Raw genomic sequence first — 17,133 nt, 5'->3', positions numbered from 1 at the left:
TCACCGACTTCCCACGCACCTCGCACGGCTGACGCATCGTCAGTCAGGCGAGAACGTGAGACCGTACGCCCATGACTTCAGGTCCTGCCGAGGTCTCCGGCGTCCTGGCCGGCCGGGCGGCCGTCGTGACCGGCGGCACGCGCGGCATCGGCCTGGCGATCGCCCGTGAACTCGCCCGCTGCGGTGCCCGGTTGTGTGTGACGGCGCGGGACGCGGACGGGGTCCGCGAGGCGGTCGCCGCACTGCGGGACGAGGGTGCGGAGGCGATCGGCGTCGCCGGTTCGGTCGCCGATCCGGCGCATCTGTGGGAGGTCACGGAGGCGACCGTGGACGCGTACGGGCGGCTCGACGTCGTGGTGAACAACGCGGCGACGAACCAGCCGTACGGACCGCTGATGGACACCGATCCGGACGCCTGGCGCACGGCGTTCGCGGTGAACGTGGAGGCGCCGCTGCGGCTCGTGCAGTGCGCGTGGCGGGCCTGGATGAGCGAGCACGGCGGCGCCGTCGTCAACGTGTGCACGGAGGGCGCCGCCCATGTCGGCCCGAACGTCGGCGCGTACGGGACGAGCAAGGCGGCGCTGCTGCATCTGACGGCCCAGCTGGCGGGCGAGCTGGGGCCCGGGGTGCGGGTGAACTCGGTGTCTCCGGGTCTGGTGCGCACCGAGATGGCGCGGTTCGTGTGGGAGCGCGCGGAGGAGAGCGTCGCGGCCGGGCTGCCGAGCGGGCGGATCGGCGAGCCCGGCGACGTGGCACGGGCGGTGCGCTGGCTGGTGTCCGACGGGTGGGCCCGGGGATGTGGGGGTGCGTTCCCGCGTCGTTCGGTGCGTGCGATCGGCGTGCCGGACGAAGGTCCTGGTAGCGGAGCTACTCGGGCCTTTGACCGGTGCGGCGAGCGTGCGTGCCGGGCGGCGTGGGGGCGTGCTCCCACATCCCCGGGCCCACCGAGGCCTCGTGGATCACCGGGGCGGATCTGCTGGTGGACGGCGGCACGCGGGTGCGTGCCGCCTCACCGGGCGGCGATCCGGGAGCGGTGCAGCGGCAGCTGCGTCACCACTTGCCGGGCTCGTAGTCCTTCAGGAAGACGCCGTACAGGTCCTCGCCGGCCTCGCCGCGCACGACCGGGTCGTAGACGCGGGCCGCGCCGTCGACCAGGTCGAGCGGGGCGTGGAAGCCCTCCTCGGCGAGCCGCAGCTTGTCGTAGTGCGGGCGCTCGTCGGTGATCCAGCCGGTGTCGACGGACGTCATGAGGATGCCGTCGGACTGGAACATCTCCTGGGCGCTGGTGCGCGTGACCATGTTCATCGCGGCCTTCGCCGCGTTCGTGTTCGGGTGGCCCGCGCCCTTGTAGCCGCGGCCGAAGACGCCCTCCATCGCCGACACGTTGACGACGTACGCGCGTCCGCTGGCGGCCTTCTTGGCGGCCTCGGCCATGGCCGGGCGGAGCTTGCTGATGAGGATGAACGGCGCCGTGTAGTTGCACAGCTGGGTCTCGAGGAGCTCCACCGGGGAGATCTGCTCGATGGTCTGCACCCAGGTGTTGGAGTCGACGACGTCCGGCACGAGGCCGCCCGCGTCGATGGCGGTGCCGGCGAGGTGCCGCTCCACGCTCGCGTTGCCCGCGACGAGCGCGAGGTCGGCGACCTGCTGGGCGTCGATGCCGCTGGTGCCCAGGGGCAGCGCGGCGATGCCGTCGACGGCGCCGGAGTTGAACGCGCCGATGACGTGGTACGGGGGCAGTTCACCCGCGGGCAGCGGGGCGTTCTCGCCGTCGACGAGGGCCGCGTAGGCGGAGGGCAGGCGGCGCACGGTCTGCGTCGCGTTGTTGATCAGGATGTCGAGCGGGCCCGCGTCTGCGATCTGGTCGGCGAGCGCGACGGCCTGCGCGGGGTCGCGCAGGTCGATGCCGACGACCTCCAGGCGGTCCATCCAGTCCGCGGAGTCCTCCATCGCCTTGAAGCGGCGGATGGCGTCCTTGGGGAAGCGGGTCGTGATGGTGGTGTGCGCGCCGTCGCGCAGCAGCCGCAGCGCGATGTACATGCCGATCTTGGCGCGGCCGCCGGTGAGCAGGGCGCGCTTGCCGGTCAGGTCGGCGCGGACGTCGCGCTTGGCGCGGTTCACGCGGGCGCAGTCCGGACAGAGCTGGTGGTAGAAGTAGTCGACCTCGACGTAGCGGGTCTTGCAGGTGTAGCAGGAGCGCGGGCGCTGCAGTATCCCCGCGATCCGGCCCTCCTCGGTCTGCGAGCTCGGCAGCAGGCCCTCGGTCTCGTCGTCGATTCGCTCGGCGGAGCCGGTCGCGGTCGCCTCGGTGACGGCCTTGTCGTGGGCGGTCTTGGCGGCGCGGCGCTCCTGGCGGCGGCGCTGCTTCACGGTGCGGTAGATGCCCGCGGTGGCGCGCCGGACGGTGATCGCGTCGGGGTGGTCGACGTCCAGCTCGTCCAGCTCGTCCAGCACGCTCAGGCAGATGGCGAGGCGCTCGGGGTCGATGCCCGGGCCGTACGCGGTGTCCGTGGCCTCGGCCGCCGTCGGGGCCTGGTTGTCCTCTGTCACGGTCATCGCCGCTGCTGTTCCTCGTGTCGCTCGTGCCGCGCCGATGCCCGGTGGCCGCGCGACTGCCAAAAGGCGGCACCCTACAGGTCACTCAGCTGATCCCGCCAGCTCCGGAGGATACTGGGGCGGGCGGGGTCGGCCAAATGACGGACGTCACGCCCGGGAGGCGCCGCCGGGGCTCGCGGCGCGCTCGCACTCCTCGGTGAGCACCCGCAGCTCGGTGCGCAGCGCGGTGGCGAGCACGTCGAGGTCGGGCACGGCGACGCCGTCGGCGACGAGTCCGTAGTGCACGCGGCCCCGGTACGTGGAGACGGCGACGGCGAGGGACTGCCCCTGGGCGAGCGGGGCCAGCGGGAACACCTCGGTGAGCGGGCAGCCGCCGAGCTTCAGGCCGAGGCTGGGCAGCGGGACGCTGGTGACGAGCAGGTCGAACAGGAGCCGGGCGTTCTGCCCGACGAAGGAGCCGCCGAGGCGGTGGCCGAGCGGCGGGACGTGGTCGGCGAGCAGGGCGACCGCGCCGGCGCCGCGGCTCGGGCCGTGGTCCTTGCGCCGGTCCATGGTGGCCCGTACGACGCGCAGCCGCTCCAGGGGGTCGCGCTCGCCGACGGGGAGCCGGACGAGATAGCCGGACAGGCGGTTGCCCTGCGGGGTCGCGGTACGGGGGCGGCGGCGGGAGACGGGGACGAGGGCGCGGGGCTCGACGCCCTCGCTGCCGTCGCCGCGCTCGTCGAGCCAGCGCCGCACGGCACCCGCGACGAGCGCGATGAGGACGTCGTTGACGGTGCCGCCGACGGTCTTGCGGATGCGGTGCACGTCGTCGAGGTCGAGCACGACGCCGGCGGTGCGCCGGGTCCCGCTGCCGGGCGAGGTGAGGGCGGGCGAGGTGCGCACGCCGAGGGTGGCGCGGGCGACGGAGGCGCCGATGGACAGGGCCTGCGCGGTGCTGCCGACGACGGAGCGGACGTGGTCGGGGTAGCGGCGCGGGTCGAGGTCGGCGAGGGTGAGCTCGCGCATGCCGGAGAACGGCAGGCGCAGGCCGCGGCCGCGCTGCGGCTCGGGTTTCGGGGCGCGGGCGAGCGGCAGGTCCGTCGGGTCCATGACCGCGGCGGCGAGGGTGAGGGCGCGCAGGCCGTCCGCGAGGGCGTGGTGGAACTTGAAGAGGACGGCGAAGCCCGAGCCGTCCGCCGCGGGCAGCACGTGGGCCTCCCACGGGGGCCTGCGGCGGTCGAGGGGCCGCTCCATGAGGGCGCCGGCGGCGGCGTGGAAGTTCTCGACGGGGACGCCGAGGCGGACGTGCTCGCGCGGGTCGAAGTCGCGGACGGGCACCCGGGCGGCGCCGCCGACGGGGAACAGCACCCCGGCGAGACGCATGCGCAGTCCGGGGACGGCGGCGGCGCGGGAGGCGAGCAGCTCGTACGCGTGCCGGGCGGCGCTCTTCCCGTCGCCGGCTCCGTCGAAGACGCCGAGCGCGCCCAGGTGCATGGGGTGCTCGGCGGTCTCGATGTTCCAGAACGCCAGGTCGAGGGGGGCGAGCAGGTCCGAACTCTGCGCAGTCATGGAGTGCTCTCGCGTCGAGGACAGGGGAGTCGCAGTCAACCCCGATCGATCGATTACGGTCAAGTACGATCCGCGCACAGACAGTTAACACTTGATTAAGAGGCGCCCGAATGGTGTCGGGCGTGACTCGTGTGGCAGAAGTGCTCTGCCGGATCAGGCGGCGAGCACCGCGGGCCGCCTCGCCGCGAGGAGCTGGACCCCGACGGCGAGGGCGCAGGCCACCCCTCCCCCGGCCCAGATCGCGAGATAGGCGGTCCGGGACGGCGTGTCCGTCGTGCCGATCACCAGGCCCGCCAGGACGGTGCCGAACGCGGCGCCGCCGATGCTGCCGCCGAGGGTCTTGAGGTTGTTGTAGACGGCGGTGACGCTCGCCGTGCGGTCGGCCGGGCCGGCCTCGACTACGACGGTGGGCAGTCCCCCGAGCGCGAGGCCGCAGCCGATCCCGGTCAGCGCGTTGGCGGCGGTGAACGGCGCGAGCGCGGTGTTCGCCCCGATCAGGCCCAGGTATCCGGCCGCCAGGAGGGTGAACGCCACAAGGAGGAGGCGCCGGTAGCCCATGCGGGCGGCGAGCGGGGCGCAGAGCACGGAACCGGCGAACGCGGTGAGGTGCGGGACGACGCCGTAGACGCTGATCTGCCAGGCGGCGAGTCCGAAGCCGTATCCCTCGTCACCGGGTGAGGCGGCCATGAAGCTGACCCCGACGGCCTGCCCGCCGAGCATCACGGCGCCGAGCACGAACGCGGAGGCGAAGTAGGGGGCGCTGTGCCGGCCGGCCAGGGCACGGACGTCCACGAGCGGGTGCGGGTGGGCCAGTTCGAGCCGCGTCCACACCGCCAGCAGCACGACGGCCAGGAGCAGTCCGCCGAGGGTGAGCGGGGAACCCCAGCCCCAGGCCGCGGCGCGGGAGACCGTGCCGAGCAGGACGACGAGGGCGAGCGCGAGCAGGACGGCGCCCGCGCGGTCCATGCGCCCCTCGGCCCGGGTGCCGGACTCGGGGATCGCGGTGAAGGACACGGCGACACAGGCCGCGGCGAGCGCGGCGAGGACGAACAGGGTGAGGCGCAGTTCGCCGGTCAGCGAGAGCAGGGGCCCGGCGAGCGCGTGCCCGAGGACCGAGCCGAGGGTGAGCGCACCGACGAGGAGGCCGACGGCCCGGCGTCCGCCGTCGACGCTGAGCCGGTCCCGGACGAGGCCGATCTCCAGCGGGAGCAGCGCGGCGAGGGGGCCCATCAGGGCGCGGCCCACGAGGAGCACGGCCAGGTTCGGGGCGCAGGCGACGAGCAGTGTGCCGGCCGCGATCGTGGCGAGTGCGACCCGGATCATCCGGCGGTGTCCGTACAGGTCGCCGAGCCGCCCGAAGGCCGGGACGCTGATCGCGGCGGCCAGGAACTGGACGGTGGTGAACCACTGGGCCTGGCCCGTGGTGATGTCCTGCCAGTCCTGGACGGCGGGGACGAGGGGGACGGCGGCGCCCTGGAGGAAGCCGCTGACGAGCTCGAAGGCGACGAGCAGCCCGACGACCGTACGGACTCTGCCGTCGGCCGGGGCCGTCATGCCGCGCCGCCGCGGGCGAGGCGCTGCTCGGCGAGCTCGGTGAGCAGGGCGGCCTGCCGGCCGAGCACCCGGTCGTCGAAGACGGCGTGCGGCGAGTGGTTCATGGGGGCGGTCGACGCGTCGACGCCTTCGGGGGCCGCGCCCACCAGAAGCATCGTGCCGGGGGTGCGCCGCAGGACGAACGCGAAGTCCTCGGAGCCGTTGGCCGGGTGCGGGGCTTCCAGGACCTGGGTCGGGCCGAGCAGTTCGCGGGCGGCCTCCAGGGCGAAGGCGGTCTCGCCCGGGTCGTTGACGGTGACCGGGTACTGGACCCGGTAGTCGGTCTCGGCGTCGACGCCGTGGGACTCGGCGATGCCGCGCACCAGCCGCGGCAGGCCCTCGATGAGCTGTGCGTGGGCGGCCTCCGAGTAGCTGCGCACGGTGGCCTCGAAGGTGGCGGTCTCCGGGATGACGTTGGCCTGGGTGCCGGCGTGGAAGCTGCCGACGGTGACGACGACGGGGTCGAAGATGTCGAAGCGCCGGGTGACCCAGTTCTGCAGGGCGGTGACGATCTCGCAGGCGACCGGGACGGGGTCCTTCGCACTGTGCGGGGTGGAGCCGTGGCCGCCGGCGCCGCGCACGGTGACGGTCAGGACGTCGGAGGCGGAGGTGACGGTTCCGGGGCGGGTGGCGACGAGGCCGCCGGGCAGCCGGTTCGCCGCGACGTGCAGGGCGAACGCGGCGTCGAGCGGCTTGCCGGCGGCGTCGAGGACGCCCTCCTCGATCATGCGTCCGGCGCCGTTGTGCCCCTCCTCGCCGGGCTGGAACATGAACACGACGTCGCCGCGGAGGTGTTCGCGGCGCTCGGCGAGCAGCGTCGCGGCGCCGACGAGCCCGGCGGTGTGCAGGTCGTGGCCGCAGGCGTGCATCGCGCCGGGCACCTCGGAGGCGTAGTCGAGGCCGGTCTTCTCGGTGACGGGCAGGGCGTCCATGTCTCCGCGCAGCAGGACGGCGCCGCCGGGCCGGCCGCCGCGCAGGACGGCGGTCACGGAGCCGATGGCCCGGCCGGGGGTGATCTCCAGGGGCAGTCCGTCGAGCGCGGCGAGGACCTTCTCCTGGGTGCGGGGCAGCGCCAGGCCGAGCTCGGGCTCGCGGTGCAGGGCGCGGCGCAGCCGGACCAGGTCGGGCTGGAGTTCACGGGCGCGTTCGGTGATCGACATCGGGGAGGAACCTCCTGGTACGGTCCGGCGGGGCGGAGCGGGTGGGCTCAGGGTGCTGTGCCACCGCAGGAACGCCGCCCGGATCGCAGGGAAAACGCAGAGAGGTGGCCGCGCGTGCAGGAATTCGGCGGTGCGCTGGACGATCTCGACCAGGCGCTCGTACACGCCCTCCAGATCGCGCCGCGGGCCGGGTGGGCGCGGATCGGCGCGGCACTCGGCGTGGACCCGGTGACGGTGGCGCGCCGCTGGGGCCGGCTGACCGAGGCGGGCGCCGCGTGGGTGAGCTGTCATCCCGGGCCCGTCCTCGCGGAGACCGGCCAGGGCTGTCTCGCGTTCGTCGAGGTGGACTGCGCGAACGGCCGGGTGCCGGAGGTGGCCCGGGCGCTCGCCGCCGAGCCGCACGTCATCGCCGTCGAGCACGTCAGCGGTGAGCGCGACCTGCTGATCACCCTGATCGCGCCCCGGCTGGCGGCGGTCACGCGCTGGGTGACGCACCGGCTCGGCGCCCTGCCGGGCGTCGTCACGGCCCGCACCCATCTGGCGAGCACCGTCTACACCGAGGGCAGCCGGTGGCGGCTGCGGGCGCTCGACGCGGCGCAGATCGCCCGGCTCACCGAGTCGGCGCCGCAGCGCGGGGACACGTCGGTGTTCGAGTTGACCGACCTCGACCACGCCCTGTTCGCGGAGCTGTCGGTGGACGGCAGGATCGGCCATCGGGCGCTCGCCGAACGCTGCGGCGCGGGCCCGGACACCGTGCGCCGCCGGGTCAACCGGCTGCTGGCCTCGGGGATGGCCCAGCCGCGCTGCGAGGTGGCGCGCCCGCTGTCGGAGTGGCCGGTGTCCCTTGTCCTGTGGGGGCGCAGCGCGCCCGACGGGCTGCGGGCGGTGGCGCAGCAGGTCACGGGCGCGCGCGAGGTGCGCCTGTGCGCGGGGGTGATCGGCCGGCACAACCTGAAGGTGATCGCCTGGGTGCGCTCCCTGGACGACGCGCAGCGCTTCGAGGTGCGGCTCGCGGAGCGGGTGCCCGCCCTGACGGTCGTCGACCGGGCGGTGGCCCTGTGGCCGGTGAAGCTGAACGGGCACCTGCTCGACGAGAACGGCTACCGCACGGGCGCGGTCCCGATCGACGCCCGCGCCGCCGGCCGGGTCTGAGCCCGGCTCGGCTCAGCGCACCGCCTGCCCCTTCCCGAGCGCGATGACGCCGGTCTTCGACACCGTGTACAGCTCGGCGTCGCGGCCCGGGTTGACGCCGATCGTGGCGCCGGCCGGGACCTCGACGTTCTTGTCCAGGACGGCTCCGCGCACCACCGCTCCCCTGCCGATCCGCACGTTGTCGTGCAGGACCGAGCCCTGGACGACGGCGCCGTCGCCGATCTCCACGCCCGGCGAGAGCACCGAGCGGGTGACCTGGCCGCGGATGACGCAGCCGGGGCTGACGATCGACCCGCTCGCGATGCCGCCCGCGCAGAACCGGGCGGGCGGCAGCTGCCCGGGGTGGGTGTAGATGGGCCAGCGCCGGTTGTCGAGATCGAAGACGGGCTGGTCCGAGACGAGGTCCATGTGGGCCTCGTAGTAGGCGTCGAGGGTGCCGACGTCGCGCCAGTAGCCGTGGTCGCGTTCGGTCTCGCCGGGCACGTGGTTGCCGTCGAAGTCGTAGACCTGGGCGACGCCGCGCTCGGTGAGCAGGGGCAGGATCGAGCCGCCCATGTCGTGCGCGGAGGCGGTGTCCTCGGCGTCCTGCTGGAGGGCGTCGACGAGGGTCTTGGTGGTGAAGAGGTAGTTGCCCATCGAGGCGAACACCTGGCCGGGGCTGCCGGGCAGCGGCGGCGGGTCGGCGGGCTTCTCCAGGAAGGACTCGACGCGGGTGCCGTCGCGTGCCGGGGTGATGACGCCGAACTGGGAGGCCTCGGTGCGGGGCACCCGGATGCCGGCGACGGTGACACCCGCGCCGTTCTCGATGTGCTGGGCGAGCATCTGGCGCGGGTCCATGCGGTACACGTGGTCGGCGCCGAACACGGCGATGTAGTCGGGCTGTTCGTCATGGACGAGGTTGAGGGACTGGAGGATCGCGTCGGCGCTGCCGGAGAACCAGCGCGGGCCGAGCCGCTGCTGGGCGGGCACCGGGGTGACGTAGTTGCCGAGCAGGCTCGACATGCGCCAGGTCGTCGTCACGTGCCGGTCGAGGGAGTGGGACTTGTACTGGGTGAGCACGCAGATCCGCAGGATGTCGCCGTTCACCAGGTTCGACAGGACGAAGTCGACGAGCCGGTAGGTGCCGCCGAAGGTGACCGCGGGTTTCGCCCGGTCCGCGGTGAGCGGTAACAGCCGCTTGCCCTCTCCTCCCGCCAGTACGATCCCGAGCACCGAAGGTCCACCGCGCATGCCAACCCCCTGCCGTTCAGGCGCCGTCGATGATCTCCTCGTACACGTCCGCCGTGCGCCGCGCGATCGCGTCCCAGCCGAACTCGGCCGCGGCCCGCTCCCGTCCGGCCTCACCCATGCGGCGGGCCGCGTCCGGGTCGCCGACCGTCTCGTCGATCGCCCGCGCGAGGCCCGCCTCGAAGGCCTCCGGGTCCTGTTCCGCGTACGGGACGAGCAGTCCGCTCTCGCCGTGCGCGACGACCTCCGGGATGCCGCCGACCCGGGAGGCCACGACGGGGGTGCCGCAGGCCATCGCCTCCAGATTGACGATGCCGAGCGGCTCGTAGACGGACGGGCACACGAACACCGAGGCGTGCGTGAGGAGTTGGACGACCTCGGTGCGCGGCAGCATGGACGGGATCCAGCACACACCGTCCCGGGTCCGCTTCAGCTCCTCGACCAGCGCGCGGAACTCCCGGCCGATCTCCGGCGTGTCGGGCGCCCCCGCGCACAGCACGACCTGGACGCCCTTGGCGAGGTGCCGGGCCGCGCGCAGCAGGTGCGGGACGCCCTTCTGCCGCGTGATGCGGCCGACGAACAGGACGTACGGGCGGGCGGGGTCGATGCCGAAGCGGCGCAGGACGTCGGTGCCCGGGTCGGCGCGGTACAGGGAGACGTCGATGCCGTTGTGCACGACCCGGACCTTCTTCGGCTCCAGGGCCGGATAACAGGACAGGATGTCGTCGCGCATGGCGCGGGAGACGGCGATGACCCCGTCCGCGGCCTCGATCGCGGTGCGCTCGGCCCAGGCCGACAGGGCGTAGCCGCCGCCGAGCTGCTCCGCCTTCCAGGGGCGCAGCGGCTCCAGGGAGTGCGCGGTCATGACGTGCGGGACGCCGAGGTGCAGGGCGGCGAGATGGCCGGCGAGCGCCGTGTACCAGGTGTGGGAGTGGACGAGCTCGCGGCCTTCGAGCGCGGCGGCCATGGCCAGGTCCACGGAGAGGGTGCGCAGCGCGTCGTTGGCCCCGTCGAGGGCGGGCCAGGCGCGGTGCCGGCGGACCCCGGCCGATGACCCCTCGCCCCAGGTGTGCACTTCCAGGTCGACGAGCGGGCGCAGCTCACGCGCCAGGAACTCGACGTGGACCCCGGCGCCGCCGTAGACGTCCGGCGGGTACTCCCTCGTGAGCAGTCCCACTCGCACGCGCGCCCCCGTGTCGGTCGTCCACCACTCGCTCGGATCGTCGTGCCCGGATCGCCCCCTCATGGTCACCCATGGGGGGCGCGGGCGGAAGACCGCCGACACGACGAGGCCACCCCTACGCCGCGCGACACCCGTCCTGGGGATGACCCGGAGGGCGGCGTACTCCATCGGCAGTACGACCCGATGCCGTCTGTGGTCGGACGACAGATCGGCTCGGGCGAGAGATCGTGGAGGGTATGAGAACCGATCGCGCTCCGCGCCGCACCACCAGGGACGCCATATGAGTGCCCTGGCGCTGTCCGTGCTGCTGTCGCTCGTCTCCGCCGTCGCGTACGCGGGCGGGGCGATCGTGCAGGAGCGCGTCGCGGAGACCTCCCCGGAAGCGGTGTACGCGCCGCTGCGCAGGCCGGCCTGGTGGGGCGCGGGCTGCCTGAACGGGATGGGAGCGCTCCTGCACGTCATCGCGCTCGCGTACGGGCCGCTGAGCGTCGTGCAGCCGCTCGGCGCGCTCACCATCGTGCTCGCCCTGCCGATGTCGGCGCTGCTGGTGGGGCGCCGGGCCGGGGCGACCGCCTGGCGCGGCGCGATCATGGCGACGGCGGGCCTCGCGGGGCTCCTCGCGCTGACCGGCACCCCCTCCGAGCAGTCCCTGGACGGTACGGAGCGTCTCGTGGTCGGTCTGATCACGGCCGGGGCCGTCCTCGTCCTGATGACGTCGGCGCGGGCCGCGCACCGGCATCCGGTGGTGCGGTCGGTGCTGCTGGCCATAGGGGCGGGCGGCGCGTTCGGCATGGCGTCGGTGTTCACGAAGTCCGTCGCCGAGGACTGGTCGGGCAGCGTCCCGGAGCAGCTCACGACGCTGCTGGCGATCGCGGCGCTCGCGACGACGGGCATGCTGCTGTCGCAGGCGTCCTACCGGGGCGCGGGCCTGGCCGCGCCCCTGGCGACGGCGACGGTCGTGAACCCGGTGGTGGCGTCCGCCGTCGGCCTCACCCTGTTCGGCGAGTCCTTCCGGCACGGCACGGCGGGCACCGTCCTGGCGCTCGGCTGCGGTGTCGTGGCGGCGGGCGGCCTGATCCTGCTCACCACGGAGCGCATCGGCCGGGACCGGCGGGCCGCCGGTGCGCGGGACGGGGCGTCATCGGACGCCGCGCCCGCCTCTCCGGCGCCGGACGGCCCGGTGGTGCCGGACAGTCCCGCCGCGCTGGACGACATCCCGAAGCATCCGCACCGCCCCGGCCGCCCGAGCCGCCCGCGGCGGCCCCGGGACGACCGGAGGATCCAGGACGTCAGATCCTGACGCCGCGGGCCCGCAGATAACCGAGCGGGTCGATGTCGCTGCCGAAGCCGGGCCCGGTCCGCACCTCGAAGTGCAGATGCGGGCCCGTGCTGTTGCCCGTGGAGCCCGACCGGGCGATGCGCTGGCCCGCGACGACCCGCTGCCCGCTCTTCACGCTGAGCGCGGACAGGTGCCCGTACTGGCTGTAGCGGCCGTCGGCGTGCTTGATCACGACCTCGTAGCCGTACGAGCCGCCCCAGCCCGCGGACACGACCTGACCTGCGGCGACTGCCTTGACGGAGGTGCCGGTGGGCACCGCGAAGTCGACGCCCGTGTGGTAGCCCTTCGACCAGGAGGACCCGGCCGCGTGGTACGGGGTGCCGATGGAGGCGCTGACCGGGGCGACCACGCCGCTCGTGCGGTGCGTCGCGGGCTTCTCGGCCTGCGGCTTCTTCTTCGGCGCGGTTCTGTGCGGCGCAGCCTTCTCGTGCTCGGCCTTCTTGGGCTCGGTCCTCTTCGGGGCTGCCTTCTTGTGTTCGGGCTGCTTCGGCTCCGCCTTGTGCGCCGGAGGCTGCGCCGACTCCGGCGGACGCGCCGCGGGCTTCTTCGTACGGTCCGGGCGGACCGGGGTCGCCTTCCCGCCGGGCATCGCGAGGCGCTGGCCGGGCAGGATGAGGTCCGGGTCGGCGCCGATGGTCGAGCGGTTCGCCTCGTAGAGCCGGGACCAGCCGCCGGGCACCTTGCGGCTCTGCGCGATGCCGGAGAGGGTGTCGCCGCCGAGGACCGTGTACATCTCGGTGCGGCCGGCTCTGGACTGCGGCGTGACCTCGGGTTTCACGTCCTTGACGGCGCGGACCGCAGGGCGCTCGGGGGCGCGGGGCGGGGCGGCTTCGGGGGTACGGGACAGGCCCGCCCGCTGCGAGCAGACCGGCCAGGCGCCGGGCCCCTGCCCGTCGAGGACCTTCTCGGCCACGGCGATCTGCTGGTCGCGGGTGGCGAGGTCGGCGCGCGGCGCGTAGGCCGTGCCGCCGTACGCGGCCCAGGTGGAGCCGGTGAACTGGAGGCCGCCGTAGTAGCCGTTCCCCGTGTTGATGCTCCAGTTGCCGGAGGACTCGCAGGCGGCGACCTTGTTCCAGGTCGCGGCGTCGGCGGCCTCGGCGGTGCCCGCCCCTATCAGGGGGATCGCGATGCCCGCGCCGCCCACGGTCACGGTGAGCGACGCCCGGTTGACCCGGCTCGGCTGATACCGGCGGTGCCGGCCGCGTAACGCCATGAAAGCCCCCTCTGGTACCACCTGCGGGCACACGTAGGAGCGGCAAATTAGCCGCTCCCGCACAGTCGTGACAAGAGACTCCCAAGCCACTATGGCGACTTTTGGACCCTGGGCACCGGGCCCATGCCTCAGGAATCCCCGCCTCCGCACGGGATGCCCGCGCCGGTACCCGTACGTACCGTCGAAGGGTCGGCCCCGGCGTCCGGCGGACCGGCCACCATCCCGATCCAGGAGCGACAGGCATGAGCAGCAGCACAGCGCAGATCGGTGTCACGGGGCTCGCCGTCATGGGCCGCAACCTCGCGCGGAACTTCGCCCGCAACGGCTACACCGTGGCCCTCCACAACCGCACGGCGGCGCGCACCCACGACCTCGTCGCGGAGTTCGGCGAGGAGGGCATCTTCGTCCCGACCGAGACCGCCGAGGAGTTCGTGGCGGCGCTGGAGCGGCCCCGACGCCTGGTGATCATGGTGAAGGCGGGTGCGGCGACGGACGCGGTGATCGGCGAGTTCGCCCCGCTGCTCGAACCCGGCGACATGATCGTCGACGGCGGCAACGCGCACTTCGCGGACACCCGGCGGCGCGAGAAGGAACTGCGCGAGCAGGGCATCCACTTCGTCGGCACGGGCGTCTCCGGCGGCGAGGAGGGCGCCCTGCACGGTCCGAGCATCATGCCGGGCGGCAGCGTCGAGTCGTACGCCGCGCTCGGGCCGATGCTGGAGAAGATCTCCGCGAAGGCGAAGGACGGCACCCCGTGCGTGACGCACGTCGGCCCGGACGGCGCGGGCCACTTCGTGAAGATGGTGCACAACGGCATCGAGTACGCGGACATGCAGCTGATCGGCGAGGCGTACCAGCTGCTGCGCGACGTGGGCGGCTACACCCCGGCGCAGATCGCGGAAGTCTTCCGCACGTGGAACACGGGCCGGCTCGACTCATACCTGATCGAGATCACGGCGGAGGTGCTGTCCCACGTGGACGCGGCGACCGACCGGCCGTTCGTCGACATCGTGCAGGACCGCGCCGAGCAGAAGGGCACGGGACGCTGGACCGTGCAGATCGCGCTGGACCTCGGGGTGCCCGTGTCGGGCATCGCGGAGGCGGTGTTCGCCCGCTCCCTGTCGGGCCACGCCGACCTGCGGGCCGCGTCCGGCGAACTGGCCGGCCCGCGCCCCGAACCGATCGCGGACACGGAGCGCGCCGACTTCGCCGATCACGTCGAGCAGGCGCTGTACGCCTCGAAGATCGTGTCGTACACGCAGGGCTTCCACGAGATCGCGGCGGGCAGCGCGGAGTACGACTGGGACATCGACCTGGGGGCGGTGGCCCGGATCTGGCGCGGCGGCTGCATCATCCGGGCCGCGTTCCTGGACCGCATCACGGCGGCCTACGAGGCCGACCCCGGCCTGGTGTCGCTGCTGTCCGACAAGGGGTTCGCCGAGGAGATCGCGGCAGCCCAGAACGACTGGCGGTCGGTGGTGGGCACCGCGGTGACCGAGGGCGTGCCGACCCCGGGCTTCGCCGCGGCGCTCGCCTACTACGACGCGCTGCGCGCGGAGCGGCTGCCGGCCGCGCTGACCCAGGGCCAGCGCGACTTCTTCGGCGCGCACACCTATCGGCGCGTCGACCGCGAGGGCTCGTTCCACACCCTCTGGGGCGGCGACCGCAGCGAGGTCGAGGCCTGAGGGCCCGCTAGGCGGGCGAGGGCTCGGGCTCCGGCGGCTTCGGGTCGGGGTCCGGGTCCGGTGGCACGGGGGACGGCGACGGCTCGGGGACCGGACGCGGCACCGGGGTCGGGAACGGGTCCGGCAGCGGCCCGGGGTCGGGCCGGTCGGGTCCGGGGCCCGGCCGGGGTCCCGGACCGGGTCCCGGCGTGGGTCCGGGCGGGACGGGGTCGGGGAACGGGTGGGTCATGGTCGTTCCTCCAGAGATCTACGGGGGTCCTTCCACTGTCACCCCCGTCGCGTGCCCACGCCCGCGCGATCCACGCGTGACGCTCACCCCGGGTGGCGGCCCGCTCGCGGTTCGTGCCGGTCGGGGGCCGGTGAGGACGCTCGGGGGCCGGCCCGGAAGACCCGGGCGCCGTTACTCCACAGGTGCCGCGGCTACTCCACAGGTGCCGCGGCGCGTGCCGCGGCTGCCAGTCCGGGGCGCGGGCTGGAGAGCACGGGCACGTCGGTACGGGTCCGGTCGGCGGCGTCCGCGGTCGAGGCCTGGGCCAGCACGACGGCATCGGCGTCGGCGGGGCCGATGGCGTCCAGCGCGGCGGTGACGAGGCCGAGATATCCCTCGTGGTCCCCGGCGAGGAACAGCTCCCAGGCCCCCTCCACCAGCACCGTCCGTACGTCGACGGGGCGCCCGGCGCGGGCCGCCTCCTCCTCGACGAGGGCGACGGTGGGGCCCAGGGTGCTGTGGGTGGTGGCGACGACGGTCACGCGCGGGCCGAGGGCGACGGCGCGGGCCGCCATGGGCCGGTCGAGCCGCAGCACGGGCACCCCGAGGTCCGCGGCGAGCGACTCGGCGACGCCGCCGATCGAGGAGCAGGTGCACAGCACGGCTCCGGCCCCGTCGGCGGTGGCCTCGGCCAGCACGTGGCGGACGTCGTCGGTGGCGGAGGCGGGCCCGGCCGACCGGGCCCGCTCCAGGAGTTCCTCACGCACGACGTGCCGCAGGGCGAGCCCGGGATGGTGCGCGTCGCGCAGGGCCTCGAAGACGGGCACGTGCACGGGCGAGGTGTGCAGCAGGACGAGCACGGTCACCACTTCCCGGGGTCGGAGGCGAGCGCCTGCTCGGCGGCCCGCCGCAGCGTGTCGGACACGGTGGGCGCCTCACCGGGGTGCCGGGCGGCCCAGCGCACGGCGAACGGGCACAGCGGGACGACATGCACGGCCTCCCGGGCGGCGATCGCGTACAGCTCGCGGGTGAGCGAGCCGGCGATGCCGCGGCCCTCGTACTCCCGCTCCACGATCGTGTGCACGGCGACCAGGGCCCGCTCCGGCTCCTCCAGCACGAAGTACTGGATGTGCCCGACGAGTTCCCCGTCGGGCCCGCCCACCCGGGCGCTCAGCCGGCCCCGCTCGCGGTCGTCCCGGATGTCGATCTCGCCCGGCGTGCTCGTGGGGCTCATGCGGCTCTCCTCGGGTTGAGGCTCTCCCGCGCCGAGGCCCCGCTCAGCCCGCGGGCACCGCCTGGGGGCTGCGCCGGTCGGCGCCGCCGGGGACAGGCTCGGAGGGGTCCGCACCCAGCGCGACGATCTTGTTCTCCCGGTCCACGTGCACGACCTGGGGCCGCAGCGCACGCGCCTCGGCGTCGTCGACCTGAGCGTAACTGATGATGATCACGAGGTCGCCCGGGTGCACGAGGTGGGCGGCGGCCCCGTTGATCCCGATGACTCCGGACCCCCGCTCCCCCTCGATGACGTACGTCTCGAGCCGGGCCCCGTTGTCGATGTCGACGATGTGCACAAGCTCGCCGGGCAGCAGATCGGCGGCGTCGAGCAGATCGGCATCGATGGTCACGGAGCCGACGTAGTGCAGGTCGGCCTGGGTGACGGTGGCACGGTGGATCTTGGACTTGAACATGGTGCGCAGCACTATGGACTCCTAGAAGGCGGCTCCCTGCCTGCTTTGTGCAGGTCAAGGGCGTTCTTCACTCTACATCGGCCCACCTTCGCCCCGAAGGCCTTCCAGAAGATCGTGCGCCCCGCCGAGCAGGCCCGCGCCGGCACGCCCCCTCGTGTCAAGAAGCGGCGGCGGGCGCCTGCTCAGGGTCCGGCGGATCACCTGGGTCCCCTGGTCGACCATCGCGGCGACGGGCTCCGCGCAGCTGTGCGACTGCACGTCGGTGATCCAGACGAATCGGCTGCGCCCGCCGGCTTCGGCGAACACCTGCATGGAGGCGTGGTGGTGGACGAGGTCCACCTCTGCGGGGTCGGCATCGATCATGGTTTCCCCGGCGAGTCGCGTGAAGATTCTGCGCATATTGGGGCAATATCGGGCATGCGTGATGGTCGAGTCCGAAGGGCTTGCGACGCAGGGCACGACGATCACGCGACCAAGGGGCCGGCCCGGGTCCCCTCTTCTACCGGCCCGGCCTCTCGGGAGCTCAGGTCTCGGACCCGGGCCCCTCTCCGGCTGAACCCGCCTTCTCGGGTGGCGGG

15 protein-coding genes and 2 pseudogenes are annotated in these 17,133 nt (G+C 73.9%); 5 read left to right on the top strand and 12 right to left on the bottom strand.

Going from position 1 to position 17,133, the window contains the following annotated elements:
* Positions 1-71 precede the first annotated feature (71 nt).
* Together ACFW9D_RS10815 and ACFW9D_RS10810 are read left to right on the top strand one after the other, a co-directional pair.
* Positions 72-785, top strand: a pseudogene (locus ACFW9D_RS10815) (SDR family oxidoreductase); the annotation flags it as partial.
* A 164-nt stretch (positions 786-949) separates the two neighbouring features.
* A pseudogene (locus tag ACFW9D_RS10810) lies at positions 950-1,072 on the top strand (3-oxoacyl-ACP reductase); the annotation flags it as partial.
* On the opposite strand, the gene ACFW9D_RS10805 reads toward ACFW9D_RS10810, so the two are convergent.
* The 4 genes from ACFW9D_RS10805 to ACFW9D_RS10790 form a co-directional block, all read right to left on the bottom strand.
* Positions 1,051-2,556, bottom strand: coding sequence for an SDR family NAD(P)-dependent oxidoreductase (locus tag ACFW9D_RS10805; RefSeq protein ID WP_188335700.1), 1,506 nt, complete (start codon positions 2,554-2,556; stop codon positions 1,051-1,053). The pseudogene ACFW9D_RS10810 and the gene ACFW9D_RS10805 sit on opposite strands and share 22 nt — an antisense overlap.
* Before the next feature lie 147 nt (positions 2,557-2,703).
* The gene (locus ACFW9D_RS10800; RefSeq protein WP_384620194.1) at positions 2,704-4,107 is read right to left on the bottom strand and encodes a wax ester/triacylglycerol synthase family O-acyltransferase; all 1,404 of its coding nucleotides are present in this window, start codon (positions 4,105-4,107) and stop codon (positions 2,704-2,706) included.
* Between the two features lie 153 nt (positions 4,108-4,260).
* Positions 4,261-5,661 (bottom strand): MFS transporter, encoded by a 1,401-nt coding sequence (locus ACFW9D_RS10795; protein WP_384620191.1) that lies wholly within the window; start codon positions 5,659-5,661, stop codon positions 4,261-4,263.
* The gene (locus ACFW9D_RS10790) at positions 5,658-6,860 is read right to left on the bottom strand and encodes a M20 family metallopeptidase (protein WP_384620188.1); all 1,203 of its coding nucleotides are present in this window, start codon (positions 6,858-6,860) and stop codon (positions 5,658-5,660) included. Before ACFW9D_RS10790 ends, ACFW9D_RS10795 begins: the two co-directional genes overlap by 4 nt.
* A gap of 114 nt (positions 6,861-6,974) precedes the next feature.
* Here ACFW9D_RS10790 and ACFW9D_RS10785 point away from each other — a divergent pair, with 114 nt between their 5' ends.
* Entirely contained in the window at positions 6,975-8,012 is a 1,038-nt protein-coding gene (locus ACFW9D_RS10785) for an Lrp/AsnC family transcriptional regulator (protein WP_384620185.1), read from the top strand.
* Positions 8,013-8,024: 12 nt separating this feature from the next.
* On the opposite strand, the gene glgC is transcribed toward ACFW9D_RS10785, so the two are convergent.
* Positions 8,025-9,242 (bottom strand): glucose-1-phosphate adenylyltransferase, encoded by a 1,218-nt coding sequence (gene glgC, locus ACFW9D_RS10780; RefSeq protein WP_384620182.1) that lies wholly within the window; start codon positions 9,240-9,242, stop codon positions 8,025-8,027.
* 16 nt (positions 9,243-9,258) lie between these two features.
* Positions 9,259-10,422 (bottom strand): glycogen synthase, encoded by a 1,164-nt coding sequence (glgA, locus tag ACFW9D_RS10775; protein WP_188335706.1) that lies wholly within the window; start codon positions 10,420-10,422, stop codon positions 9,259-9,261.
* Positions 10,423-10,702: 280 nt separating this feature from the next.
* Here glgA and ACFW9D_RS10770 point away from each other — a divergent pair, with 280 nt between their 5' ends.
* Positions 10,703-11,722 (top strand): DMT family transporter, encoded by a 1,020-nt coding sequence (locus tag ACFW9D_RS10770; RefSeq protein WP_384620178.1) that lies wholly within the window; start codon positions 10,703-10,705, stop codon positions 11,720-11,722.
* Here the strand turns inward: ACFW9D_RS10770 and ACFW9D_RS10765 are convergent.
* The gene (locus ACFW9D_RS10765) at positions 11,712-12,974 is read right to left on the bottom strand and encodes a transglycosylase family protein (protein WP_384620175.1); all 1,263 of its coding nucleotides are present in this window, start codon (positions 12,972-12,974) and stop codon (positions 11,712-11,714) included. The two genes, ACFW9D_RS10770 and ACFW9D_RS10765, sit on opposite strands and share 11 nt — an antisense overlap.
* Positions 12,975-13,216: 242 nt before the next feature.
* Between ACFW9D_RS10765 and gndA the strand changes: the two genes are divergently transcribed.
* A complete protein-coding gene (gndA, locus tag ACFW9D_RS10760) occupies positions 13,217-14,659 on the top strand; it encodes an NADP-dependent phosphogluconate dehydrogenase (protein WP_384620172.1) in 1,443 nt (480 codons plus the stop codon).
* A 7-nt stretch (positions 14,660-14,666) separates the two neighbouring features.
* Here the strand turns inward: gndA and ACFW9D_RS10755 are convergent, their stop codons facing one another.
* The 5 genes from ACFW9D_RS10755 to ACFW9D_RS10735 form a co-directional block, all read right to left on the bottom strand.
* Positions 14,667-14,888: a hypothetical protein gene (locus tag ACFW9D_RS10755; RefSeq protein WP_188335710.1), complete on the bottom strand. Its 222-nt coding sequence runs from the start codon at positions 14,886-14,888 to the stop codon at positions 14,667-14,669.
* 191 nt (positions 14,889-15,079) lie between these two features.
* On the bottom strand, positions 15,080-15,727 hold the full coding sequence (locus ACFW9D_RS10750) for an aspartate/glutamate racemase family protein (RefSeq protein WP_384620280.1): 648 nt from the start codon (positions 15,725-15,727) through the stop codon (positions 15,080-15,082).
* 2 nt (positions 15,728-15,729) lie between these two features.
* Positions 15,730-16,101, bottom strand: a complete 372-nt coding sequence (locus ACFW9D_RS10745; RefSeq protein WP_384620169.1) for a GNAT family N-acetyltransferase — start codon at positions 16,099-16,101, stop codon at positions 15,730-15,732.
* Positions 16,102-16,144: 43 nt separating this feature from the next.
* Positions 16,145-16,567, bottom strand: coding sequence for an aspartate 1-decarboxylase (gene panD / locus ACFW9D_RS10740; protein WP_188335713.1), 423 nt, complete (start codon positions 16,565-16,567; stop codon positions 16,145-16,147).
* Between the two features lie 60 nt (positions 16,568-16,627).
* A complete protein-coding gene (locus ACFW9D_RS10735; protein WP_384620166.1) occupies positions 16,628-16,954 on the bottom strand; it encodes a hypothetical protein in 327 nt (108 codons plus the stop codon).
* Between the last annotated feature and the right edge of the window lie 179 nt (positions 16,955-17,133).

The sequence above is a fragment of the Streptomyces sp. NPDC059524 genome (assembly GCF_042749255.1).
GTDB lineage: Bacteria > Actinomycetota > Actinomycetes > Streptomycetales > Streptomycetaceae > Streptomyces > Streptomyces xanthii.
The sequence above is the reverse complement of the archived record's forward strand: the minus strand, read 5'-3'. Positions and strand labels throughout refer to the sequence as shown.